The 18,629-nt window shown below is 68.7% G+C and carries 16 protein-coding genes and 1 pseudogene; 10 read left to right on the top strand and 7 right to left on the bottom strand.

The genetic code is table 11. The features are described 5' to 3' along the window. Positions 1-236: 236 nt before the first annotated feature. Complete coding sequence (locus AB1I47_RS25440; RefSeq protein WP_354686481.1) at positions 237-3,503, top strand: transglycosylase domain-containing protein; 3,267 nt, start codon at positions 237-239, stop codon at positions 3,501-3,503. Here AB1I47_RS25440 and AB1I47_RS25435 read toward each other — a convergent pair. Both AB1I47_RS25435 and AB1I47_RS25430 read right to left on the bottom strand, forming a co-directional pair. Then, positions 3,476-3,727 (bottom strand): GlsB/YeaQ/YmgE family stress response membrane protein, encoded by a 252-nt coding sequence (locus tag AB1I47_RS25435; protein WP_354686480.1) that lies wholly within the window; start codon positions 3,725-3,727, stop codon positions 3,476-3,478. The genes AB1I47_RS25440 and AB1I47_RS25435 overlap by 28 nt on opposite strands. 166 nt (positions 3,728-3,893) lie before the next feature. Next, the gene (locus AB1I47_RS25430; protein WP_354686479.1) at positions 3,894-5,450 is read right to left on the bottom strand and encodes a methyl-accepting chemotaxis protein; all 1,557 of its coding nucleotides are present in this window, start codon (positions 5,448-5,450) and stop codon (positions 3,894-3,896) included. Positions 5,451-5,816: 366 nt separating this feature from the next. Here AB1I47_RS25430 and chrA point away from each other — a divergent pair, with 366 nt between their 5' ends. The 3 genes from chrA (at position 5,817) to AB1I47_RS25415 (ending at position 9,823) form a co-directional block, all read left to right on the top strand. Then, the gene (gene chrA, locus AB1I47_RS25425) at positions 5,817-7,043 is read left to right on the top strand and encodes a chromate efflux transporter (RefSeq protein WP_354686478.1); all 1,227 of its coding nucleotides are present in this window, start codon (positions 5,817-5,819) and stop codon (positions 7,041-7,043) included. A 156-nt stretch (positions 7,044-7,199) separates the two neighbouring features. Next, positions 7,200-9,623, top strand: coding sequence for a penicillin acylase family protein (locus AB1I47_RS25420; protein WP_354686477.1), 2,424 nt, complete (start codon positions 7,200-7,202; stop codon positions 9,621-9,623). After that, on the top strand, positions 9,620-9,823 hold the full coding sequence (locus AB1I47_RS25415; RefSeq protein ID WP_354686476.1) for a hypothetical protein: 204 nt from the start codon (positions 9,620-9,622) through the stop codon (positions 9,821-9,823). Before AB1I47_RS25420 ends, AB1I47_RS25415 begins: the two co-directional genes overlap by 4 nt. On the opposite strand, the gene AB1I47_RS25410 is transcribed toward AB1I47_RS25415, so the two are convergent. Both AB1I47_RS25410 and AB1I47_RS25405 read right to left on the bottom strand, forming a co-directional pair. Continuing rightward, a complete protein-coding gene (locus AB1I47_RS25410) occupies positions 9,810-10,502 on the bottom strand; it encodes an SDR family NAD(P)-dependent oxidoreductase (protein ID WP_354686475.1) in 693 nt (230 codons plus the stop codon). The genes AB1I47_RS25415 and AB1I47_RS25410 overlap by 14 nt on opposite strands. 136 nt (positions 10,503-10,638) lie before the next feature. Continuing rightward, positions 10,639-11,601: a LysR family transcriptional regulator gene (locus AB1I47_RS25405; RefSeq protein ID WP_354686474.1), complete on the bottom strand. Its 963-nt coding sequence runs from the start codon at positions 11,599-11,601 to the stop codon at positions 10,639-10,641. Positions 11,602-11,815: 214 nt separating this feature from the next. On the opposite strand from AB1I47_RS25405, the gene AB1I47_RS25400 reads away from it, so the two are divergent. The 6 genes from AB1I47_RS25400 to AB1I47_RS25375 all read left to right on the top strand — a co-directional run bounded on the left by AB1I47_RS25400 (position 11,816) and on the right by AB1I47_RS25375 (position 17,082). Beyond that, positions 11,816-12,772, top strand: a complete 957-nt coding sequence (locus AB1I47_RS25400) for a hydroxymethylglutaryl-CoA lyase (protein WP_354686473.1) — start codon at positions 11,816-11,818, stop codon at positions 12,770-12,772. Between the two features lie 8 nt (positions 12,773-12,780). After that, a complete protein-coding gene (locus tag AB1I47_RS25395) occupies positions 12,781-13,935 on the top strand; it encodes a CaiB/BaiF CoA transferase family protein (protein ID WP_354686472.1) in 1,155 nt (384 codons plus the stop codon). Between the two features lie 91 nt (positions 13,936-14,026). After that, positions 14,027-15,016, top strand: a complete 990-nt coding sequence (locus tag AB1I47_RS25390; RefSeq protein ID WP_354686471.1) for a tripartite tricarboxylate transporter substrate binding protein — start codon at positions 14,027-14,029, stop codon at positions 15,014-15,016. Between the two features lie 60 nt (positions 15,017-15,076). After that, positions 15,077-15,601: a gamma carbonic anhydrase family protein gene (locus tag AB1I47_RS25385; RefSeq protein WP_354686470.1), complete on the top strand. Its 525-nt coding sequence runs from the start codon at positions 15,077-15,079 to the stop codon at positions 15,599-15,601. Positions 15,602-15,779: 178 nt separating this feature from the next. After that, entirely contained in the window at positions 15,780-16,160 is a 381-nt protein-coding gene (locus AB1I47_RS25380) for a DUF427 domain-containing protein (protein ID WP_354686469.1), read from the top strand. Positions 16,161-16,566: 406 nt separating this feature from the next. Then, on the top strand, positions 16,567-17,082 hold the full coding sequence (locus tag AB1I47_RS25375; protein ID WP_354686468.1) for a hypothetical protein: 516 nt from the start codon (positions 16,567-16,569) through the stop codon (positions 17,080-17,082). 15 nt (positions 17,083-17,097) lie between these two features. Here AB1I47_RS25375 and AB1I47_RS25370 read toward each other — a convergent pair whose 3' ends face one another. The 3 genes and pseudogenes from AB1I47_RS25370 to AB1I47_RS25360 all read right to left on the bottom strand — a co-directional run. Then, positions 17,098-17,448 carry a hypothetical protein gene (locus tag AB1I47_RS25370; protein WP_354686467.1) on the bottom strand — a complete coding sequence of 117 codons (351 nt, stop codon included), beginning with the start codon at positions 17,446-17,448 and terminating at the stop codon, positions 17,098-17,100. A 34-nt stretch (positions 17,449-17,482) separates the two neighbouring features. After that, the gene (locus tag AB1I47_RS25365) at positions 17,483-18,301 is read right to left on the bottom strand and encodes a GntR family transcriptional regulator (protein ID WP_354686466.1); all 819 of its coding nucleotides are present in this window, start codon (positions 18,299-18,301) and stop codon (positions 17,483-17,485) included. 89 nt (positions 18,302-18,390) lie between these two features. Next, positions 18,391-18,629: pseudogene (locus tag AB1I47_RS25360) on the bottom strand (hypothetical protein); the annotation flags it as partial.

The raw sequence follows: 18,629 nt of genomic DNA, 5'->3' as shown, positions 1-18,629 counted from the left end.
GACAGTGCTGCCATCGCGCCCGGGATGTGGCGCAAGCGCTGCCCCGCATGACGCATGTTCACAACGGCGCGGCGACCTTTCGCACGCTTGCTGCACGCTGGCTTTACTCCTACTAATATCATTACAGGCGGCGCACGCACTGCGTGCGCCGTGAGAATATTGCGCTTCGAGCCGGTGCGCGGACACGCCTGCGCGCTGCATTGGTCCCAGCGCCGGCCCAACAGGGAAGCCCAAACGTGTCGCGTCGTGGCTGGATTTTCGCTGGCTTGGCGGTCGCCCTCGGTGGGGGCGCCTACGTCGTATATAGCTTTGTCGCAAGCGAAGTGCGCAACTCGCACTTGCAGGCGCGGTTGATCGGCAGCCTCGGCCAGCGGCTGACGTTCGAGATCCAGCCGGGCGCCAGCGACAGCATCCGCTTTCCGCATTCCGGTCCATACGATGCCCGCATGGGCTACGGCATGCTGCCGCATTTCGCGAAGCGGCTGGAGCAGCGCGGCTATGTGCCGGCCGAGCAGGCGCGCATGTCGCCCGACATGGTGCGGCTGATGGACCAGGGTTTGTTCGCGCCGTATCGCGAGAAAAACCAGGCGGGCCTCGCCCTGCGCGACTGCAACGGTCTGACGCTGGCGTTCGAGCGCTATCCGCAGCGCCAGTACCCGGATTTCGGCGCGGTGCCGCCGCTGCTGATCAGCACGCTGCTGTATGTCGAGAACCAGGGCCTGCTCAATCCCGAATACCCCAATATGAACCCGGCGCTGGACTGGCGCCGGCTGTCGCGCGCGGTGCTGGACCAGGTGATCCGGCTGGCCGACAAGTCGCACGACGCGCCGGGCGGCAGCACGCTGGCCACGCAGATCGAGAAATACCGGCACTCGCCCGAAGGGCGCACCGCGTCGATCCCGGAGAAGTTCCGCCAGATGGCGTCGGCGTCATTGCGCGCCTACCTGGACGGCCCCGACACGCAGCGCGCGCGCGAGCGCATCGTGGTCGACTACCTCAACACCGTGCCGCTGTCGGCGCGCGAAGGCTTCGGCGAGATCAACGGCATCGGCGATGCGCTGTGGGTCTGGTACGGCGAGGACTTCGGCGAGATCAACCGGCTGCTGAAGGAGATGGACCAGCGTGCGCCCGAGCCGCGCCAGGCGCAGGCGTTCAAGCGCGCGCTGTCGCTGATCATCTCGCAGCGCCGTCCGTCCTACCACCTGCGCCGCGACGACACCAATCTTGATGCGCTGACCGGCAGCTACCTGCGGCTGCTGGCGGCCAACAACATCATCACCGACGAGCTGCGCGACGTGGCGCTGGCGCAGCCGCTGGAGAAGGCCGCCCCGCCGCAGCGCCCGCCGCTGGAACCGTTCGTGACGCGCAAGGCCGTGAACCGCGTGCGCGCCGACATCTCCCGGCTGACCGGCGTCGAGAGCCGCTACGACATGGACCGGCTCGACCTGACCGTGGACAGCACCATCAACCGCGAGGCGCAGCGCATCGTCACCGAGACACTCTTGCGTGTGCGCAACAAGGAAGATGCGCGCGCCATGGGGCTGTATGGCCACAACCTGCTGCGCGACCACGACGATCCGTCCAGGCTGATGGCGAGCTTCACGCTGTTCGAGCGCGTCGGCAACGCCAGCGTGGTGCGGGTGCAGGCCGACAACATCGACCAGCCCTTCGATATCAACAGCGGCGCGCGGCTGAACCTGGGATCGACGGCCAAGCTGCGCACGCTGGTGACCTACCTGGAGATCATCAGCGAGCTGCACGCGCGCTATGCCGGCATGGGCCGCGCCGAACTGGCCGCGGTGCCGCTGGCGCGGCAGGACGCGCTCAGCCGCTGGGCGGTGGACTACCTGATCAAGGCGCGCAAGCCCGAGGAGCGCGAGCTGATGGCGATGCTCGAGGCCGCGATGGAGCGCAAGTACTCCGGCAGCGCCGGCGAAGGCTTCTACACCGGCGGCGGCCTGCAGAGCTTCACCAACTTCGAGCGCCAGTCGGGCGAGCGCAATATGACGGTGCGGATCGCGTTCCAGCACTCGGTCAACCTGGTGTTCATCCGCATGATGCGCGACATCGTGCGCTATGAGACCTTCCACGCCAACCCGGACATCGGCGACCTGTTCGAAGACCGCTATGCGCCGGGCCGGCGCGAGTACCTGGAGCGCTTTGCCGACCAGGAAGGCAGCGCCTACATGGCCAGCTTCTACCAGCGCTACCGCGGCAAGGATTCGGCGCAGCGCCTGGACACGCTGCTGGGCCGGGTGCGCATGACCATTCCGCACCTGAACGCGGTGCGTATGACGGTGACGCTGCTGAGCGCACGGCCGTACCTGGATGAGGCCAGCTATATCCACATCATGCGCGCGCGCCTGGGCGACAAGCAGCTGGCCAGGGAAGACCTGCCGGCGCTGTACCGCAAGTACGGCAAGGGCAAGTTCAACCTGAACGACCGCGGCTACCTGTCACGGGTGCATCCGCTGGAACTGTGGATGGTGGAGTACCTGGACCAGCACCCCAACGCCACGCTGACCGAGGTGCTGCGCGCCAGCACGGCCGAGCGGCAGGAAGTGTACAAGTGGCTGTTCCGCACGCGCAGCAAGGCCGGCCAGGACAACCGCATCCGCACGCTGCTGGAGCAGGACGCCTTCACCCGCATCGCGCGGCGCTGGCAGCGGCTGGGCTATCCGTTCGATTCGCTGACACCGTCATACGCCAGCGCCATCGGCGCCGCCGGCGACCGTCCCGCCGCGCTGGCGGAGTTCGCCGGCATCCTGCTGGCGGGCGGCGTGGTCACGCAGAACGCCGCGGTGCGCAGCCTTGCTTTTGCCGACGGCACGCCGTACGCGACGCGCTACGTGCTGCAGCCGGGCCCGGGCAAGCGCGTGTTGCCGGCCGAAGTGGCCGAGCTGGCGCGGCGTTCGATGCTGGATGTGGTGGAACGCGGCACCGCCAAGTCGATCCGCGGCGCGTTCACGGTGCCGGGGCGCGATGGCACCGTGCTGACGGTGGCGGGCAAGACCGGTACCGGCGACCAGCGCTTCCAGGTCTATGGGCCGGGCGGGCGGCTGATCTCGTCGCGCTCGGTCAACCGCTCGGCGACCTTCGTGTTCACGCTGGGCGAGCGCTTCTTCGGCACGGTGGTGGTCAACGTCAGGGAACCCTATGCGGCGCGCTACAGCTTTACCAGCGCGCTGGCGGTACGGGTGCTGCGGGCGGTGGCGCCGCAGGTGTCGGCGATGGCGCCGGGCGGCGACCGGGCGTTGCTGCGTTGCCGCGATGCCGCGCCGGGATTGCGCACGCCGCGCCTGCCGACCATGGCCGCCCCGAGCGAGGCGCTGCCTGGTGCGCCGCTGGCGCAAGGACTGGAAGTGCCGGCCCACACCGAAGTGGCGCAGGTCCAGCCTGCGCCGCCGGCGCCGTCCAAGCCCGAGGCGCCGAGCCTGGCTGACGCCAACGACGCGGTCGCCGTGCGCAAGGCCAGTCAGGCCTTGCGGCGCACCATGCCGTAGATCAGCAGCAACACGATCGCGCCGAGCACCGATGCGACCCAGCCGGCCGGCTCGCCCGGCTGGTACCAGCCCAGCGCGCGGCCGACATAGCCGGCGACCACCGAGCCCAGTATCCCCAGGATGATGGTCATGATCCAACCCATCTTGTCGTGGCCGGGCTTGATCGCGCGCGCGATCAGTCCGACGATAAGGCCAACGACAACGGTGCCAATGAATGCCATCATGATGCGCTCCCGGTGGTGGTCTGGATCGGCGCAGGCCGCAACTGGTGCGGCCTGCTGCGCTTCATGATACACGCAGCGACGCGCCGCGGATGACGGGCATGTGACAAAGCGCGGCCGCCCGCACGGCCCGCACCGCCCGCAGCGCGTCCACCAGCGCCGCCGCGGCTCAGGCTCCCGCCAGCCGGAACTGGCCCACGGCGCGGTGCAGCGCATCGGCCTGGTCTTCCAGCGATGCCGCGGCGGCGGCGGCTTCTTCCACCAGCGCGGCATTCTGCTGCGCCATCTGGTCCATCTGCGACACCGCCTGGTTGACCTGCTCGATGCCGCCGGTCTGCTCCTCGGTGGCCGCGCGCATCTCGCCCATCAGGTCGGTCACGCGCTTGACCGCGTCGACGATCTCGTCCATCGCCTTGCCCGCGCTTTCCACCAGCACCGCGCCGTCCTCGACGCGCTGCGCCGAGTTGCCGATCAGCGCCTTGATCTCCTTGGCCGCGGTGGCGCTGCGCTGCGCCAGCGTGCGCACCTCGCCGGCCACCACCGCGAAGCCGCGGCCCTGCTCGCCGGCGCGCGCGGCTTCCACCGCGGCGTTCAGCGCCAGGATATTGGTCTGGAAGGCAATGCCCTCGATCACGGCGATGATGTCGACCACCTTGCCCGAGGCGTTCTTGATCTCGCCCATGGTGTCCACCACCTGGCTGACGATGGTGCCGCCGCGCACGGCGATATCGGAGGCGCCTTCTGCAAGCCGGCTGGCCTGGCGCGCGTTCTCAGCGCTCTGGCGCACGGTGCTGGTGAGCTGCTCCATGCTGGCGGCGGTTTCCTGCAGCGACGCGGCCTGTTCCTCGCTGCGGCGCGACAGGTCGGCGTTGCCGGCGGCGATCTGCTTGGCCGCACCCGCGATCGAATCGGCCGAGCCGCGGATGGTGCCGATGGCGCCGGTCAGGCGCGACTGCATGCGCTGCATCGCATAGAGGATGCTGCGTTCGTCGCCGGCGCGGACTTCGACGCGGCTGGCGAGGTCGCCTTCGGCGATGCGCCCGGCAATATGCGCGGTGGTGGCGGGCTCGCCGCCAAGCTGCTTCTGCAGGCTGGCGGAGACGCGCACCATCACCAGCGTCATCAGCGCGCCGACGGCCAGCAGGATGCCGAGCGCCTTCATCAGCTCGGCGCGGAACGCGGCGTCGATGTCATCCAGGTACAGCCCGGCGATAAAGTTCCAGTCCCACGGGCGGAAGTTGGCCACGTAGCTGAGCTTGGGCTGCGGCGCCTGCGCGCCCGGCTTGGGCCACAGGTAGTGGACGAAGCCCTTCCCCGCGCCCTTGCCGATCTCGGCGATATCGCGGAACAGGTAGGTGCCGTTCGGGTCTTTCATGTCCGACATGTTCTTGCCGTTCATCTCGGTCTTGAACGGGTGCATGACCACTACGGTGTCGGAGCGCATCAGCGTGAAATAGCCGTCGGCGCCAAAGCGCATCGCCCGCACGCGCTCGATGGCCTGCTGCCTGGCCTCTTCCTGCGACAGCTTGCCGGCCCTGGCCAGCGCCTCGTACTCGGCCACTACGGAATACGCGGTGTCGGTCACGTGGGCCAGGTCGAGCCGGCGCTCTTCCATGCGCAGTTCACGTATGTGCCAGGCATTCCACAGCGTGATGCCGAGCAGGCAGACCCAGCTCAGCACCAGCGGCAACAGCAGCTTCTTCTTCAGGCTCAGGTTGTCCAGCATTGCTTCTATTCCTCCTTCTTCGGCGCTTCTGCGCATGGCTTATCGGTGATACAGGGCGACCCGGGGCTGACACTCATCGCGCCGTCATTCATTGGTGACGGTTGTCGGCGACACTGGCTGGTGAGGCCGGGCCAGTGGCATATGGGTGTGCGTCTGCGGCATAACGGCGGCGGCGCAAACTAACTTGATTGGGGTAAAACCGCCCATGGAGGCAGTGTGGTTGATTGTCTTTAATACATTGGCCATAGATGTGCTGCTGGCAGCGCTTTATGTAAAGCAAAGGTGATTCGGGCTTCGCGCCAGCGCGCGCATCGGTCAGAATCGCGCGTGTTTGTCTTGAATCGATTTATTTCTCGCAAAGGCGATATGGCCACCTTGCCCAGCCCCTCCGATGACACCCGCCGCCACGACGGGCCGCTTGCGGTGTTCCTGGTCTTCCTGCGGCTGGGGCTGACTTCGTTCGGCGGGCCGGTGGCGCATCTCGCGTATTTCCGCGAGGAGCTGGTGCGCCGGCGCCGGTGGCTCAGCGAGTCCGCCTACGCCGACGTGATCGCGCTGTGCCAGTGCCTGCCGGGGCCGGCCAGCAGCCAGACCGGCATCGCGCTGGGGCTGGCGCGCGCCGGCTATGGGGGCGCGCTGGCGGCGTGGATCGGCTTCACGCTGCCGTCCGCGCTCGGCATGATCCTGTTCGCGTTGGGTGTGTCGCACTACGGCATGGCGGCGGCGCCCGGCTTGCTGCACGGCCTGAAGCTGGTGGCGGTGGCGGTGGTGGCGCAGGCGGTGTGGGGCATGGCGCGCAGCCTGTGCAGGGGGCCGGCGCGCATCGGCATCATGGCGCTGGCCGCGGTCGCGGTGCTGGCGCTGCCGGGTCCGTGGACCCAGGTGGCGGTGATGGCGGTCGCGGCGCTGGCCGGTATCGCGCTGTTGCGGCCGGCGCTCGCCGCCGCGCATGAACCGCTCGGGCTGCCGGTCACCCACCGTGCCGGCGCGCTGGCGTTGCTGGTGTGCGCCGTGCTGCTGGCCGGCCTGCCGCTGCTGGCGCAGGCCGTCGCGGATCCCGCCGTGCGCGTGTTCGATGCCTTCTATCGCGCCGGCGCACTGGTGTTCGGTGGCGGCCACGTCGTGCTGCCGCTGCTCGATGCCGAGGTGGTGGGCCCCGGCTGGGTCGGCAAGGAAACCTTCCTCGCCGGCTACGGCGCGGCGCAGGCGATGCCGGGCCCGCTGTTCACGTTTGCCGCCTTCCTGGGCGCGTCCATGCAGATGCCGCCAACGGGCTTCGCCGGCGGCCTGCTATGCACGCTGGCCATCTTCCTGCCCGGCGCGCTGCTGGTGATCGGCGCGCTGCCGTTCTGGGAAAGCCTGCGCCGCAACCAGCGCGCGCAGGCGGCGCTGGCCGGCGTCAATGCCGGCGTGGTCGGGTTGCTGCTGGCGGCGCTGTGGGACCCGGTGTGGACCAGCGCGGTGCAGGGGCCGCTCGATATCGTGCTGGTCGCGCTGGCGCTGCTCGCGCTGATGGTGTGGAAGCTGCCGCCGTGGCTGGTGGTGGTTGCCAGCGGCGTGGCGGGGTGGGCGGCCGGTGCATGGCTGGGCTGACTGACTGAGTCGCCAGGCAGACGGCTACTAGCTTTCGTAGCTTGAGCAAGCGCCGTGCGGAGATCGGCCGCGCGGCTCGCACCGGGCCCGTACTTGCACTATCTTCGGTGTGGACTGCACAGCATCCGCAGCCAACAACAATACCGAGGAGACCTGATGTTACGCACCCCCCGCCGCCTGGCCGCCGCGCTGGCGCTGCTTGCCGCCATGCCCGCCGCCATCGCGCAGGCACCCGCCCGCGCCGAACGCCTGGCCCTGCCCGGACTGGAAAAACCCGCCAGCGTGCTGGTCGACCGCTGGGGCGTGCCGCATATCTACGCCGGTACGCTCTATGACGCTTTCTACGTGCAGGGCTTTATGGCCGCCCGCGACCGGCTGTGGCAGATCGACCTGTGGCGCAAGCGCGGGCTGGGCGAGATGGCGAAGGACTTCGGCCCCGCCTATGCCGACGGCGACCGCATGGCGCGCGCGGTGCTGTTCCGCGGCGACATGTACCGCGAATGGCTGGCCTATGGCTCCGACGCCAAGCGCGTGGCCGAGGCCTTCGTCGCGGGCGTCAACGCCTACGTGGCGCTGACCGAGCAGAAGCCGGAGCTGCTGCCGCCGGAATTCCGCAAGCTCAACTACAAGCCCGCGCGCTGGCGCGCCGACGATATCGTGCGCATCCGCCACCACGGCCTGACGCTCAACTTCACCGGCGAGGTCGAGCGCGCGCAGCTCTACTGCCAGGCGAAGAACGAGGCGGCGCGCGCCGACTGGCTGCGGCGCGAACTCGATCCGCCAGTCGAGCCGAAGCTCAGCCCGGGGCTCGATCCGTGTACGGTACCTGCCGCCGAACTGCGGCGCGCCTACGAACTTGCCACCGCCGCCGCGCGCTTCCCCAAAGAGGCGTGGACCTCGGCCCGCGCGCACAGCATCCCGCTCGAGCAGCTCTACGCGCTGGTCGATCCCAACAGCGACACCGGCCGCAGCCTCGGCTCGAACAACTGGGTTATCGGCGGCAAGCGCACCACCACCGGCCGCCCGATACTCGCCAACGACCCGCACCGCTCGCACGGCGCCCCCAGCCTGCGCTATATCAGCCACCTGAACGCGCCGGGGATGTCGGTGATCGGCGCGGGCGAACCGTTCCTGCCGGGCATCTCGATCGGGCACAACGGCACCATTGCCTTCGGCCTGACGCGCTTCTACATGGACCAGGAAGACTTGTACGGCTACGAGCTGAATCCGGCCAATCCGCGCGAATACCAGTACAAGGGCCGCTGGGAACCGATCGAGACCGTCACCGAAGAGATCGCGGTCAAGGGCGAGCCCGCGCCGCGCAAGGTCAATATCGACTTCACCCGCCACGGCCCGGTGCTTTTCGCCGATGCCGCGCGAGCTTGGGCGCTGCGCGCCGCGTGGCTCGACTACGGCATGGCGCCGTATTTCGGCTCGATGGACTATATGCGCGCACGCAACTGGGACCAGTTTCGCGGCGCCATGAACCGCTGGGGCGCGCCGGGCGAGAACCAGGTCTATGCCGACACCAGCGGCAATATCGGCTGGATCCCGGGCGGACTCACCGTCAAGCGGCCCAACTGGGACGGCCTGACGCCGGTGCCGGGCGACGGGCGCTATGAGTGGGCGGGCTACCGCAATATGGACGAGCTGCCGTGGGCCTATAACCCGGCGCCGGGCTATATCGTCACCGCCAACGAGAACAACATCCCGGCCGAGCACCCCGCCGCGAAGCTGGGCGTAGGCTACGAGTGGAGCGACAGCTCGCGCGCGCGGCGGCTCAAGGCGGTGGTGGGCGCCAATGCGCGCAGCTCGGTGCAGGACTCGATCGCGTGGCAGACCGACACGGTGTCGATCCCGGCGCAGCGCGTGGTGGCGCTGCTGCGCGATGTGCGCAGCGACGACGCGCAACTGGCGCGCGGGCTGGCGCTGCTGCGCGGCTGGGATGGCAACGCGCGCGCCGACAGCGCGGCGGCGGGGCTGTTCGAGGTCTGGTTCAGCAAGCACCTGCGGCCTGCGGTGGTGCGCGCGTCGCTGGCGCCCGAAGCGGCCCGGCTGGTGGGTGCGGGCGATGCCGCGCGCGTGCTGGCGGTGCTGGAACAGCCCGGGCCGTGGATGCCGGTGCAGCGGCGCAATGCCGTGATGCTCGAATCGCTGAAGGCGGCGATGGCCGAAGTCGAGGGCAAGCTCGGTCCCGATCCGCGCGCGTGGCAATGGGGCAAGCTGCACACCGCGGTGTTCACGCATCCGATGGAGCCGATCCTGAGCGATGCCGAGCGGCAGCAGTTCAACGTGAATGCCGGGCCGATCGGCGGGTCGGCGTTTACGCCGATGAATACCAGCTATCGCAATACCGATTTCCGGCTGACTGCGGGGGCGTCGTTCCGCATGGTGCTGGATGTGGGCAACTGGGATGCTTCGCGCGTGGTCAATACGCCGGGGCAGTCGGGCAATCCGGCCAGCCCGCATTATCGTGATCTGGCGCCGCTGTGGGCCAGGGGGGAGTATTTCCCGCTGGTTTATACGCGCAAGGCGGTGGAGAAGGCGAGCAGGGAGAGGTTGGAGTTGGTGCCGCAGTGAGTCAAACCACTGCGCATCGCGGCCTTGCGCATGCGAATGAAGCGACGAACGCACAGGTCGACATGATGCAGATCTGGCACGCCCGCACCGATGCCGACCGGCTGCGGCGCTGGCTGCGCCAGCAGCTCCAGGAAGTGGCCAGCGCGCAGCAGCCCGTTGCCACGGGCACGGCGCGCAAGCCCCGCGTCAGGCGCGGTTGACCACCGGCAGCAGCGCGCCGTGCACCGCACGCGCGGCGTCGGAGGCGAGGAAGAGGATCACATCGGCCAGCGCATCCAGCCCGACCCAGCGCGCGTGGTCGGCATCCGGCATGGCCTTGCGGTTCTCCGGCGTGTCGAGGATGCTGGGCAGCACCGCATTGACGCGGATGCCACGGTCGCGCAGCTCGGCCGACATCGACTCGGTCACGCGCGCCAGCGCATCCTTCGAAGCGCAATAGGCGCCCATCTGCGCCAGCCCGCGCGCGGCGGAATTGGCGCCGACGTTGACGATGCTGCCGCCGCCGTTCTCGATCATATGGGGCACCACCGTACGCGCCATGTTCAGTACGGTGCGCACGTTCATGTCGAACAGGTGGTCCCACGCGTCGGCGTCGGTCTCATGCACGGCCGGCCCCATGGCGAAGCCGCCGGCCAGGTTGCAGACCACGTCGATGCGGCCGCACGCCTGGATGGCCTGCTGCACGGCCTGGCCGAGCTGGTCCGCATCGAGCAGGTCCGCCCGCAGCGCGAGGTGGTCCTTGCCGGTCTCCGGCAGCGGGGCCGCATGCCGGTCCAGCAACACCACGCGTGCGCCCACCAGTGCGAAGGCCTGCGCCACTGCGCGGCCCAGGTTGCCGCCGGCGCCGGTGATCAGTACGTTCTTGCCGTTGAAGTTCATTTGCCCTCTCCTGCGCCATGGCGGCGCGCATTGTCCGAATCAAAAAATCGCAAGCCAGTCTACGCAACGCCGGCCAACATATGCTTGCGAAAATCGCTCGGGCTAACCCTCGAAACGCACAGGAAGTTGCGCGCGCTCACGACCTGCGCCGCCGTGGGCGCTTGTGCGGCGGCGCCGATGGTGCAGCCACCGGCGCTTCACTTGCCGCGGTCCGTTCGAGGAACGCCACCAGCAGCCGCGCCGCCGGCGACAGCAGCTCCAGGTCGCGGAAGCAGATCGCAAAGCGCCGCCGCGCCCAGTCATTGCGCAACGGGATCACCCGCAGCCCGAAGGTCGGCGCGATCGGCGCCGCGATCTCGGCCGGGATGATGGCGATGCCCAGCTCCGCGCGCACGCAGCGCAGCGCCGCGTCGAAGGTCGACACCACCGCGCGGTAGCCGATGCGCCGCCCCAGGATGGCGGCATAGCGCGTCAGCATGGTCTGCACCGCGGTCTGTGCCGGCATGCCGATATGGTCGAAATCCAGCGTGTCTTCGAACAGGCAATCGTCCTTGCAGGCCAGCGGGTGCGCGGCATGCACCACCGCGGCAAGCTGGTCGGCGCGGTAGGGCCGGGTCTCGAAGCCTTCCAGGTCGGCCGCATCCCAGCAGATGCCCAGCGGCGCCGCGCCCTCGCGCAACGCACGCACCACGTCGCTGCTCAGGCTTTCTTCGACGGTGACGCGCACATCGCGGTGTTCGGGCTGCTGCAGGAAGGCGGCGATATCGTCCGGCAGCGATTCCGCCATCGACGACACCGTGGCCAGCAGCCGCACCTGCCCGCGGATGCCGGCGCCGTAGTCCGCCATATCGCGCGTGACCCGGTCCGCCGCGGCCAGCATCGCGCGCGCATGCGCGAGCACGATCTCACCGGCGGGCGTGGGGATGACGCCGCGGCGGCGGCGCTCCAGCAGCGTGGCGCCAACGGATTCTTCGAGCTGCGCCAGGCGCTTGCTGATGGCGGAAGCGACGATGTGTTCCTGCTCGCCCGCACGCGCCATATTGCGGGTTTCGCAGACGGCGACGAACAGGCGTAGCGTGGTGAGGTCGAGGTCTCGCATGGGGGAGGGTGGGGGTTTCCGTAATGGAATGGTAGCCGCGATATGCGCGCTATATGGCGCCATTCGGGAATTCCGAGGCGTGGGAATGGCGTCTGCGAGACTTTCCGTTCCGGAAGCATAGCCTCCGTAAATCAACGCTTCAGCTTGCCGACAGAAACCCATAGAGTTCTGCCGTCGCCCCCGTCGCGGGGTTTGCATGAGAGATGCCCCCAACATGACCGCCTTCCCCGCCCAGTTTCCGAGGCATGCCGTGATCCGCGAAGTCGGCCTGCGCGATGGCTTGCAGAGCCTGCGCACCACCATGCCTACCGCCAGCAAGCAGGCCTGGATCCGTGGCGCCCACGCCGCCGGCCTGCGCGAACTCGAAGTCGGCTCGTTCGTGCCGGCGCGGCTGCTGCCGCAACTGGCCGATACCGCGGAACTGGTGGCGTTTGCCCGCACGCTGCCGGGCCTGTTCGTCTCGGTGCTGGTGCCCAACCTGCGTGGCGCGCAGGATGCACTGGCCAGTGGTGCCGACCTGATGATCGTGCCGCTGTCGGCCAGCCATGCGCACAGCCTCGCCAACCTGCGCAAGACCCCCGATGAAGTGGTGGCCGAAGTGGCGCGCATCCGCGCCGCCCGCGACGCCAGTGGCTCGACGACGCTGATCGAAGGTGGCGTCGGCACCGCCTTTGGCTGCACGCTGCAGGGCCATGTCGAACCCGATGAAGTGCTGCGGCTGATGCAGGCGCTGCTCGATGCCGGGGCCGACCGCGTCAGCCTGGCCGATACCGTTGGCTATGCCGATCCCGGCATGGTGCGCGAACTGTTCACGCGCGCCGTCGCGATCGCCGGCGAGCGCTTCTGGTGCGGCCACTTCCACGACACCCGCGGGCTCGGCCTCGCCAATGTCTACGCCGCGCTGCAAGCCGGCGTGACGCGTTTCGATGCGTGCCTGGCCGGCATCGGCGGGTGCCCGCATGCGCCCGGCGCCAGCGGCAATGTCGCTACCGAAGACCTGGCCTACATGCTCGGCAGCTTGGGCATCGACACCGGTGTCGATATCGAACGGCTGCTGGCGCTGCGCGCAGACGTCGCCGGCTGGCTCAAGGACGAAACCCTGCACGGCACGCTGTGGCGCGCCGGCCTGCCCAAGACTTTCCCGGCCCGCCACGTTGGCGCCGCAATCTGAGACACGACATGACCCACGACAGCAATACCCTCCCGCTCGCCGGCATCCGCGTGGTCGAATTCACGCATATGGTGATGGGCCCCACCTGCGGCATGATCCTGGCCGACCTCGGCGCCGAAGTGATCAAGGTCGAGCCGCCCGGCGGCGACAAGACCCGCAACCTGCCGGGCCTCGGCATCGGCTTTTTCCGCGCCTTCAACCGCAACAAGAAGAGCGTGGTGCTCGATATCACCACCGAGGAAGGCCGTGCCGCTGCCGCCGAGCTCGCCGGCCAGAGCGACGTGCTGCTGGAGAACTTCCGCCCCGGCCTGATGCAGAAGCTCGGGCTCGACTACGCCACGCTGTCGCGCGACTACCCGCACCTGATCTATGTCTCGCACAAGGGCTTCCTGCCCGGCCCGTACGAGAACCGGCTGGCGCTCGATGAAGTGGTGCAGATGATGGGCGGCCTGTCCTACATGACCGGGCCCAGCGGGCGGCCGCTGCGCGCGGGGACCTCGGTCAACGACATCATGGGCGGCATGTTCGGCGCCATCGGCGTGCTGGCCGCGCTGCGCGAACGCGACCGCACCGGCCGCGGGCAGGAGATCCAGAGCGCGCTGTTCGAGAACTGCGTGTTCCTGGCCTCGCAGCATATGCAGCAGTTCGCGATGACCGGCGAGGCGCCGCCGCCGATGCCGTCGCGCGTCTCGGCGTGGAGCGTGTATGACGTGTTCACGCTGGCCGGCGACGAGCAGCTCTTTATCGGCGCGGTCAGCGACAAGCAGTTCGTCACGCTGTGCAAGGTGCTGGAGCATCCTGAACTCACGCAACGGCCGGAATACGCCAGCAATGCTTCGCGCGTGTCGGTGCGCCCGCAACTGCTCGACGAACTCGCCGCGATCCTGCGCCACCATCGTTCCGCCGAGCTCGGGCCGAAGCTCGAAGCCGCCGGCATCCCCTATGCGCCGATCGTACGCCCGGACCAGCTACTCGACGATCCGCACCTGCTGGCCAGCGGGGGACTGGTGCCGATGCAGGCCGACGACGGCTCGACCACGCCCACGGTGCTGCTGCCGCTGCTGATGGGCGGGCGCAGGCCCGGCGTGCGTCGGGCGCTGCCCGGGGCTGGCGAGCACAACGAAGAGATCCTGTCGCAGCTTGGCAAGGCGCGCACCAGTTGAACTGCACCGGCTGAACTGAACGACAGCGGGACATGCCGCGCCACTGCGGCAGCCCGCGACGACACCACCATAACGATACGGAGACAACACCATGCAACGCCGTACCCTTCTCAAGTCGGCCATGGCGCTGGCCACAGCCGCGGCCGCCACACTGGCCGTACCTGCCTTTGATGCCCTCGCCCAGGGGGCTTCAGGCAAGCCGGTGCGCCTGATCCTGCCGATCAGCGCCGGCTCGGGCGTCGATACCATTGCCCGCGCGGCCGGCCCGGCGCTGGGCAAGGCGTTCGGCCAGCCGGTGGTGATCGAGAACCTGCCCGGCGCCGGCGGCATCACCGGTGCCGCGGCGGTGGTCAAGGCGCAGCCGGACGGCAGCACGCTCGGGCTGGTCTCGAACAACCATGTGATCAACCCCAGCGTATTCCGCTCGATGCCGTTCGACGCCATCCGCGACATCACGCCGATCAGCGTGATCGGCGCGACGCCGCTGGTGCTGGTGGTCAACCCGAAGGTGCCGGCGAAGAACGTCAAGGAGCTGGTGGCGCTGCTCAAGGCGAGGCCGGACGGCTACAACTATGCCTCGTCAGGCAACGGCACCATCATCCACCTCGCGGGCGAGATGTTCCTGGACGAGGCGGGCGTCAGCGCGCGCCATGTGCCATACAAGGGCACCGGCCCGATGCTGAACGACCTTCTCGCCGGGCAGGTCGAGATGGGCGTGGTCGCGCTCAACGCCGTGGCGCCGCATCTGAAGGCCGGCACGCTGCGCGCGATCGGCATGTGCGGCGACAAGCGCTCGGCCGCCGCGCCGGATATCCCCACCATCGCCGAACAGGGCCTGCCGCAGTACAACGTCGCCGGCTGGTTCGCGGTGGTCGGCCCGGCCGGCATGCCGCCGGCGGAAGTGAAGCGCGTGCATGACGCGTTTGCCAGGGCTTTTACCTCGCCGGAAGTGCTCGATGCGATGAAGAAGCAGGGCACGGTGATCGATCCCGGCACGCCCGAAGCCGCGGCCAGCTTCTTCCGCAGCGAGGCCACGCGCTACGCCGCGCTGGTGAAGAAGGCCAACGTCAAGGTCGAATAACGCGCATCACGTCTGGACCACGCGCGCGCCGCGCGCGCCTCCCCACACCATCCTCTATCCATGACTCTCTACAAGCTTGGCGAACTGACGCCCGCCATCGCCGGCAGCGCGTTTGTCGCCGCCGAAGCCACCCTCATCGGCCGCGCCGAACTGGCCGAGCACGTTTCGGTCTGGCCCGGCGCGGTGATCCGTGCCGACAACGAGCCGGTGACCATCGGTGCCGGCAGCAACGTGCAGGAAGGCGCGGTGCTGCACACCGATCCCGGCTGCCCGCTGACGCTGGGCACTGGCGTGACCGTCGGTCACCAGGCCATGCTGCATGGCTGCACCGTCGGCGACGGCGCATTGATCGGCATCCAGGCGGTGATCCTGAACCACGCATCGATCGGCGCCGAATCGCTGGTGGCCGCCGGCGCACTGGTGACAGAGGGCAAGCAGTTCCCGCCGCGCTCGCTGATCCTGGGCTCGCCGGCCAAGGCCGTGCGCGAACTCACCGACGACGAAGTGAAGAACCTGCGCGCCAATGCCGAGGACTATGTCCGGCGCGCGGCGCAGTACAAGGTGGCGCTGCAAAAGATCGGCTGAACGGCAGGCGCGGCCACATAAGAACCACGACCACACCGGCGTGGTGATGGGCATCCGGCATATCTTTTGAGCCACCCGCCCGCGGCCCTGCAGCCAGCCCGCAGCGCGCCTAGAATCGTCTGCATCCACTCGTCGCGGCATCCGCCGGATCGCCGCGGCGCCACGCAGGAGAGCGACGATGCCAGACAAGCCAGTGAAGATCCCGGGCCCCGACCACCCGATCACCATCACACCGACCGCAGGCAGGGTCGTGGTCAAGGTGGCCGGCATCACCGTGGCCAACAGCGATGCCGCGCTGACGCTGCAAGAAGCGGACTATGCGCCGGTGCAGTACATCCCGCGCGAGCACGTCGACATGGACAAGCTGGAACGCACCACGCATGCGACGTATTGCCCGTACAAGGGCGACTGCAGCTACTACTCGATTCCCGCCGGCGGCGAGCGCGCGCGCAACGCGGTGTGGAGCTACGAACGGCCTTACGACGCGGTCGGCGCGATCGCATCGCATCTGGCCTTCTACCCGGACCGCGTCGACAGCATCGAGATCCTTCCCACCTGAGATGCACGATGCCGCCGCGCAGGGCGGCATATTCCTCTGCAAAACGGCTCGCCACGCTGCGTGCCCGCGAAAGTCCGGGAGGTACGCGTCGACGTGGCGATACGATGCGTCGACCGCAGCCGAAACCATGGCGCATCCTGCAAGCGCCGGCGCCTCTGTGCGCTGAGATCGGGCCCGGCCACCGTCGTTCGCTCCTCGGGCAAGCACGGTTCGGCACCATCGCAGCGCAAGTGGCATGCAGCCTCTGACATCGCCATTGCTGTCCTTGCATTTCGGCGCGGCATCGCCTTTCATGAAGCTTTCTTGCAGCGGCCCGCCACCCACCGGCGCCTTCTCTTCACGCCGCGAGCCGCCACGCCGTGCCCGATCCACCGCATCGCAACGCCACCCGGCCGGAGGCACCATCATGCTCGGACTCACGCAGCTTGGCTTCGTCCATACCCTGATCAGCATCGCGGCCCTCGCATGCGGGCTGGTGTCGCTATGGCGCACCGGCGTGATCCGCGTGCGCAGTGCGCTGGGCTTCAGCTACGTGATCGGCACCACGCTGAGCTGCCTGACCGGCTTCGGCATCTTCCAGCATGGCGGCGTTGGCAAGCCGCATGTGCTTGGCATCGTCACGCTGCTGGTGCTGGCCGTGGCGGCGTATGCAGCGCGCGGGTCGTTCGGGCGCGCAGGGCGCTATATCGAGGTGGTGGCGTTGTCGCTGACGGTGTTCTTCCACTTTATTCCGGGCCTGACCGAGACCGGCACGCGGTTTCCGATCGGCGATCCGGTGTTCGCCAATGCCGATGCGCCGGCGCTGAAGGCCATTGTCGGCGTGCTGTTCCTGGTGTTCCTGGCTGGCGCGGTGTTGCAGGTGCGGTACCTGCACCGGCAGGCGGAGGCCGGCGCAGGGGCTCTGCCAGGACGCATCGCCTGACAGGCGCCCCGAGGCTCAGGGGCTGAGCGCGGCGTCGACCATGGCGACGGCCAGGCCGATCAGCAGCGCAACGGCCGAGGCGATAAACCACCGCACCGTCTTGCGGTACTCATCCACCGCATCGTCCTCGATGCGCAGCGCGCGGAACAGCGCGACGATCTGCAGCGATACCGCGGCCAGCAGCGACACCGCCGCGAACAGCGCGCGCAGGCTCCAGTGGCCGGGGCTTTCGAAGCCCCAGAAGCGCCAGAACGCCAGCGAGAAACCCAGCAGCACGGTGATCGCCGTGATGATGCCCTGGCGATAGCCGGTGGGCACCACTTGCGGCGCAGGGCGGGGCGAAGCAGCGGGTTCGGCAGCATCCATGGCGCGTCTCCGGTTGGCGATGGTCTAGTCCCGATCAGGCCTTGCTGAAGATGCTGTAGAAGTCCGGCGCGCCGCTGTCGGGCATGCTGAGGTCCAGCGAGGCTTCGATGTGTTGCAGGTGCTCGGCCATCAGCGCGCTGGCACGCGCGGCATCGCGCTGTTCGATGGCGTCGATCAGTTGCCGGTGCTCGTGCTCGGCGCAGGCCGGTGCCCCGGGGCGGTCGTACAGCGTAATGATCAGGCAGGTCAGCGACACCATTTCGCGGATCAGCTTTTCCAGGATGGCATTGCCGGCCATATCGGCCAGCACGATATGGAATTCGCCGGACAGGCGGATCATCGCGGCGCGGTCGCCGCGGCCGCGCGCGTTGTCTTCTTCCATCGCATGGCGGCGCAGGCTGCGCACCTTGGCCGGCGTGGCGCGCTGCGCCAGTTCCGCGGCGAGCGCGGGCTCCACCACGCGGCGCGCCTGGAACACCTCGCGCGCTTCGTCGACGGTGGGGCTGGAGACAAAGGCGCCGCGGTTGGGCACCAGCGTGACCAGCTTCTCGTGCGCCAGACGTGCGAATACCTGCCGGATGCGCGCGCGGCTGGCGCCCGTGACTTCGCACAGGCGTTCTTCCACCAGCTTGGTGCCGGCCAGCAGGCGGTGCTCCATGATGGCGGTCAGCAGGCCGAGGTAGATGGCCTCGGTGGCGGAAGCCTCGCTGGCCGCGGATTCAGCCCCGGCGGATTCTTCGGGCGCGGCCTTCGGTGCTGGCTTCAGTGCCGGCTTTGGTGCCGCTTTGGACGCGGGCCGGCGCGGCGTTTTCACTGCCGCGGCGGGCGCCGCTTTCTTCGATGTGGTTGCCATATCAGGGTACGGACATTCAGCCTGTCGCCGGAACTGGCGACGAAATATGGCTCTATCGTACACAAATATGGCGACGCGGACGGCACGTGTCAGGCCGGCGCGGCTGCCTCGTGCGGTTGGCCAACGGCTGTGCCGCTATCCGCGGCCTGGTACGGATGCACCTGCGCCCAGTGCCGCGCGATATCGACACGGCGGCAGATCCACACCTTGTCGTGCTGCTGCACATAGTCAAGGAAGCGCTGCAGCGCGCGGAAGCGGCCGGGGCGGCCCAGCAACCGGCAGTGCATGCCGATCGACAGCATCCTGGGTTGATCGAGCCCGTCCGGAT

This window comes from Cupriavidus necator (assembly GCF_040578825.1).
Taxonomy (GTDB): Bacteria; Pseudomonadota; Gammaproteobacteria; order Burkholderiales; family Burkholderiaceae; genus Cupriavidus; species Cupriavidus necator_E.
Note: the sequence above shows the minus strand (reverse complement) of the source record. Positions and strands in the feature narration are given on the sequence as shown.

Coding starts and splice junctions, on each gene's coding strand:
- AB1I47_RS25435 (WP_354686480.1), bottom strand. CDS start 3,727: ATGATGGCATTCATTGGCACCGTTGTCGTTGGCCTTATCGTCGGACTG.
- AB1I47_RS25380 (WP_354686469.1), top strand. CDS start 15,780: ATGCCAGACAAGCCAGTGAAGATCCCGGGCCCCGACCACCCGATCACC.
- chrA (WP_354686478.1), top strand. CDS start 5,817: ATGGCCACCTTGCCCAGCCCCTCCGATGACACCCGCCGCCACGACGGG.
- AB1I47_RS25390 (WP_354686471.1), top strand. CDS start 14,027: ATGCAACGCCGTACCCTTCTCAAGTCGGCCATGGCGCTGGCCACAGCC.
- AB1I47_RS25375 (WP_354686468.1), top strand. CDS start 16,567: ATGCTCGGACTCACGCAGCTTGGCTTCGTCCATACCCTGATCAGCATC.
- AB1I47_RS25405 (WP_354686474.1), bottom strand. CDS start 11,601: ATGCGAGACCTCGACCTCACCACGCTACGCCTGTTCGTCGCCGTCTGC.
- AB1I47_RS25395 (WP_354686472.1), top strand. CDS start 12,781: ATGACCCACGACAGCAATACCCTCCCGCTCGCCGGCATCCGCGTGGTC.
- AB1I47_RS25430 (WP_354686479.1), bottom strand. CDS start 5,450: ATGCTGGACAACCTGAGCCTGAAGAAGAAGCTGCTGTTGCCGCTGGTG.
- AB1I47_RS25420 (WP_354686477.1), top strand. CDS start 7,200: ATGTTACGCACCCCCCGCCGCCTGGCCGCCGCGCTGGCGCTGCTTGCC.
- AB1I47_RS25410 (WP_354686475.1), bottom strand. CDS start 10,502: ATGAACTTCAACGGCAAGAACGTACTGATCACCGGCGCCGGCGGCAAC.
- AB1I47_RS25370 (WP_354686467.1), bottom strand. CDS start 17,448: ATGGATGCTGCCGAACCCGCTGCTTCGCCCCGCCCTGCGCCGCAAGTG.
- AB1I47_RS25400 (WP_354686473.1), top strand. CDS start 11,816: ATGACCGCCTTCCCCGCCCAGTTTCCGAGGCATGCCGTGATCCGCGAA.
- AB1I47_RS25365 (WP_354686466.1), bottom strand. CDS start 18,301: ATGGCAACCACATCGAAGAAAGCGGCGCCCGCCGCGGCAGTGAAAACG.
- AB1I47_RS25385 (WP_354686470.1), top strand. CDS start 15,077: ATGACTCTCTACAAGCTTGGCGAACTGACGCCCGCCATCGCCGGCAGC.